At 72.2% G+C, this 5,292-nt stretch carries 1 protein-coding gene; it reads right to left on the reverse strand.

Features of this window, described 5'->3' with window-relative positions:
• Positions 1–5,269 (reverse strand): amino acid adenylation domain-containing protein (locus tag ABZS71_RS35225; protein ID WP_356216832.1); only part of this gene is annotated, 5,269 nt, incomplete at its 3' end.
• Between the last annotated feature and the right edge of the window lie 23 nt (positions 5,270–5,292).

Below are 5,292 nucleotides of genomic sequence, written 5' to 3' on the forward strand. Positions count from 1 at the left end.
CGGACGCGTCGAAACTGAACGAGGCGAACTGCAGCACCCCGACACCCGGACCCACCTCCATCAGCGGACCGAACACCGACACCAGGTTCACCAGCGAGCCGTGCGTGACGGCCACGCCCTTGGGCACACCGGTCGACCCGGAGGTGTAGATCACGTAGGCCAGCTGACCGAGATCGAGGTCCACCTTCGGCGCCGTGTCACGCAGCTCGGACAGCTCCGCGGTGTTCTGCCGGTCGTCGAGCCATACCACCGGGCACGCCGTGGGCAGGTCCCGCGCCGTGTCACGGCGGCCGACCACCACCCGGGCCCCACTGTCCGTCAGCATGAACGCCAGCCGCTCCGCCGGGTACTCAGGGTCGAGCGGTACATAGGCGGCCCCGGCCTTCCAGGAGGCCAGGATCGCGACGACCATGTCCACCCCGCGCGGCAGGCACAGACCCACCACCGACTCGGGACCCGCGCCCTGTCCGACGAGGTGGTGGGCCAGCCGGTTGGCCCGCGCGTTCAGCTCTCCGTACGACACCCCGGTACCCTCGAAGACCACCGCGACCGCGTCCGGAGTCCGCGTCGCGTGACCGTGGAACAGCTCCGGCAGCGATACCAGCGCCACCTCCACCGCGGTGTCGTTCCACTCCGTGAGCACCTGGTGGCGCTCGTCCTCGCCGAGGATCTCCACGGCGCTCAGCCGCGTCCGCGGGTTGGCGGTCAGCGCGTCCAGGACGCGGACCCAGCGGTCCACCATCCGTTCGCCCGATTCCCGGTCGAACAGGTCCGCGGCCACGGTCAGCAGACCGCTCAGCCCGGCGGGCGCGCCGGTGGCGTCGAAGCCCTCGGCCACGCTCACGTCCAGGTCGAACTTGGCCACCGCGGTGCCCGCGGGCACCGCCTCGGCGCGTACACCGGGCAGGTCGAGGACCGCCTCGGCGTTGTTCTGCAGCGTGAGCATGACCTGGAACAGTGGGTGACGGGCCAGGGAACGAGCCGGGGCGAGTTCCTCGACCAGGCGCTCGAACGGCACGTCCTGGTGCGCGAAGCCCGACAGACCGGCTTCCCGCACACGCTTCAGCAGCTGCCGGAACGTCGGGTCCCCGGAGAGGTCCGCGCGCAGCACCAGCGTGTTGACGAAGAACCCGACGAGGTCGTCGAGGGCCTCGTCCGTACGTCCGGCGTTCGCCAGGCCCACCGGGATGTCGGTGCCGGCGCCGAGCCGCGACAGCAGTACCGCCATCGCGGCCTGCAGCACCATGAACACCGTGACGCCCTCGGCCCGCGCCACGTCCACCAGCCGCGCGTGCACCTCGGCCGGAATCTCCAGCGGCAGTTGGTGGCCCTGGTTGCCGGCCACCGCGGGGCGCGGCCGGTCGAAGGGCAGAGCCAGTTCCTCGGGTCCGCCCGCCAGCGCCTCGCGCCAGTAGGTGACCTGACGGGACATCACGCTGTCCGGGTCGCGTTCGTCGCCGAGCAGTTCGCGCTGCCACAGGGTGTAGTCCGCGTACTGCACCGGCAGCGGCTCCCACCGCGGGGCCCGGCCGTCGACGCGCGCGGCGTAGGCCACCGCCACGTCGTGGGCCAGCGGTCCCATCGACCATCCGTCACCGGCGATGTGGTGCACGACCAGGACCAGCAGGTGCTCCTCCGCGCCGGCCGGGAACAGCCGGGCCCGGATCGGCACTTCGGACGAGAGGTCGAACGCGTACCGGGCCGCCCGCGCCACCGCGCCGTCGGGATCGGCCGGGTCGGCGTCACCGACCAGCAGCTCCCACTCCAGCTCCTCGATGTCGAGGATCTGCTGGTGGGGCTCGCCGTCGGCCACCGCGAACACGGTGCGCAGCACCTCGTGGCGGCCGATCACGTCCCGCAGTGCCGCGTTCAGTGCGGCGACGTCCACCCGGCCCGACAGCCGCAGGGCAACCGGGATGTTGTAGGTGGGGCTCGGTCCGTCCAGCTGGCCGAGGAACCACAGGCGACGCTGCGCGAACGACAGCGGCACCCGCTCGGGACGCTGCCGGGCGGCCAGGGCGACCCGGGCGGTGCCCTCTCCGGCCAGCCGGGCAGCCAGCCCGGCCACGGTGGGCGCGTCGAACAGTTCCCGGATCTCCAGGTCGACCCCGAGCACCGAGCGCACCTTGCTCGCCAGCCGCACGGCGAGCAGCGAGTGGCCACCGAGGGCGAAGAAGTCGTCGTCGACACCGACGCTGTCCACACCCAGCACCTGGGCGAAGACGGTGCACAGGAGTTCCTCGCGCAGGTTGCCCGCGCCGCGCCCGGTGGCCGCGTCCGCGGACGCGAACTCCGGCGCGGGCAGCGCCTTGCGGTCCAGCTTCTTGTTCACCGTCAACGGCAGCTCGTCCAGGACGACCACCGCCGAGGGAACCATGTACTCGGGCAGGTGCTCACCCGCCAGTGCGGTGACCGCAGCGGGGATCCGGTCCGCCGCGGCTCCCTCGGCGGGAACGACGTAGGCGACCAGACGGGTGTCGCCGGGGGTGTCCTCACGGGCGATGACCGCGACCTGGGCCACCGAGGGGTGCGTGGCCACGACGTTCTCGATCTCGCCCGGCTCGATCCGGAAGCCGCGGATCTTGACCTGGTCGTCGGAGCGCCCGGCGAAGACCAGCGCGCCGTCGGGGGTCCAGTGGGCCCGGTCACCGGTCCGGTACAGGCGGGATCCAGCGGTACCGAACGGGTTGGCCACGAACCGCTGCGCGGTCAGCGCCGACCGTCCGAGGTAGCCCCGAGCCAGTCCGGCGCCGGAGACGTACATCTCGCCGTTCACTCCGACGGGCGCCGGTGCCAGGTGCTCGTCGAGCACGTAGACCTGGGTGTTGACCACGGGTGCGCCGATGGCCACCTCGGGTGCCTCCGGGTCACAGCGCCACAGCGTGGCGTCGACCGTGGTCTCCGTCGGACCGTAGGAGTTGAACATCGCGCGGCTCCGCGCCCAGCGTGCCATCACCTCCGGCCGGCATGCCTCCCCGGCCACGACCAGCACGGTGTCCGTGCTGATCGACGACTCGTCGAGGGTGGACAGGACGGCGGGCGGCAGCGTCACGTGTGTCACCCGCTCGGCGGTGAGGAACGTGGGCAGCGCGTTGCCCAGCCGGCGCTCGGGCGGGATCACCACCAGGGTGGCCCCGGACAGCAGTGCCATGAGCCATTCCCAGCCGAAGGTGTCGAAGCTCGCCGAGGCGAACTGCCCCACCCGGTGTCCGGAGCCGACGCCCAGGTACCGGATGTGGCCCGCCACCAGGCTCGACACGCCCGCGTGGGAGACCAGTACGCCCTTCGGCCGGCCGGTGGATCCCGAGGTGTAGATCACGTACGCGGGGTGGGCCACCAACAGTGCGGCCCGCCGTTCCGTGTCGTCCACCTCTCCGTTCGGCAGGGCACTCAGCGCCTCGGTGACCTCGGCCGAGTCGAGCACCACCACGGTGGCGGCCGACGGCGGCAGCGTGGCGGCGATGGACCGGGCGGTGAGGACCACGACCGGAGCCGCGTCGTCACACATGTACGCGATCCGGTCGGCCGGGTACTCGGGGTCGATCGGCATGTACGTGCCACCCGCCTTGAGGACACCGAGCAGCGACACGATCAGCTCGCTGCCGCGGGCCAGCGCCACGGCGACCACGGTCTCGGGGCCGACGCCCAGGCCGCTCAGGTAGCGCGCCAGGCGGTTGGCCCGGGCGTCCAGCTCGGCGTACGTCAGCTCCGCGCCGTCGGCGACGACGGCGACCGCGTCGGGCGTACGGGAGGCGTGCGCCGCGAACAGCTCGGGCACGGTGCCGTCCGGAACCTCGGCAGCCGTGTCGTTCCACGTCTCCAGCAGCTGGTGGCGCTCGCTTTCGTCGAGCACGTCCAGCCCGCCGACCCGCAGCTGTGGGTCGGCGACCAGCAGCCCCACCACCCGGGTGAGGCGCGCGGCCAGCCGGGCCGCGGTACCGGCGTCGAACAGGTCCGCCGCCGCGGTCACCGTGCCTCGCACACCGGCCGGTGCGCCCTCGGCGTCGAACACCTCGCCCACGATCACGTCGAGGTCGAACTTCGCCACCGACGCGCCTGCCGGAAGCATCTCGACATCGAGTCCGGGCAGGTCGAGGACGGCTCCGGCCGCGTTCTGGAGGGTGAGCATCACCTGGAAGAGCGCGTGGCGGGCCATGGAACGGCTCGGGGAGAGTTCCTCGACCAGCCGCTCGAACGGCACGTCCTGTTGCGCGAACGCCGACAGGCTGGTCTCCCGCACCCGGGACAGCACCTGACGGAACGTCGGGTCTCCCGACAGGTCCGTCCGGATCACCAGCGTGTTGATGAAGAAGCCGACCAGGTCGTCGAGCGCTTCGTCGGTGCGCCCGGCAACCGGCGATCCGATGGGTACGTCGGCACCCGCGCCCAGCCGGGACAGCAGCGCCGCGAGCGCGGCCTGCAGCACCATGAACACCGTGACGCCCTCGGCACGCGCCACCTCCACGAGGCGCGCGTGGACCTCGGCGGGAATCTCCACCGGGACGCGGTGACCGCGGTGGGACGCCACGGCGGGCCGTGCGTGATCGGCCGGGAGGTCGAGTTCCTCGGGCGCGCCCGCCAAAGCGTCGCGCCAGTAGGCCACCTGCCGGGAGATCACGCTGTCCGGGTCCCGCTCGTCGCCGACCAAATCCCGCTGCCACAGCGCGTAGTCCGCGTACTGCACCGGCAGCGGCTCCCACGTGGGGGCCAGACCTTCGCAGCGGGCCGCGAACGCTGTGGAGATGTCCCGAGCCAGCGGCGCCATCGACCAGGCATCACCGGCAATGTGGTGCACCGTCACCATCAGCACGTGCTCGTCCGGTCCGGTGACGAACAGCCACGCGCGTACCGGCGCCTCGTGCGAGAGGTCGAAGCCGTATCCGGCGGCCTCGGTGATCGCGGCGGTCAGGTCCGCCGGAGCCACCTCAGTCACGGACAGGTCCCATCCGAGGTCGTCGAGTTCCGCAACGTGCTGGTAGGGCTCGCCGTCGGCCACGGGGAAGACGGTCCGCAGCACCTCGTGGCGGCCGATCACGTCCCGCAGCGCCACGTCGAGCGCAGCCCGGTCGACCTGACCGGTGAGCCGCAGCGCAACCGGGTCGTTGTAGGTCGCGCTCGGGCCTTCCAACTGCCCGATGAACCACAGACGGCGCTGCGCGAACGACAACGGCACCCGCTCCGGACGCGCACCCGCCGTCAACGCCACCCGCGCCCGGTCAACACCGTCCAGACGCGCCGCCAGCCGCGCCACCGTCGGCGCCTCGAACAACGCACGCAGCGGCACCTCAACAC

The sequence above is a fragment of the Streptomyces sp. NPDC005393 genome (genome assembly GCF_040606675.1).
GTDB lineage: Bacteria > Actinomycetota > Actinomycetes > Streptomycetales > Streptomycetaceae > Streptomyces.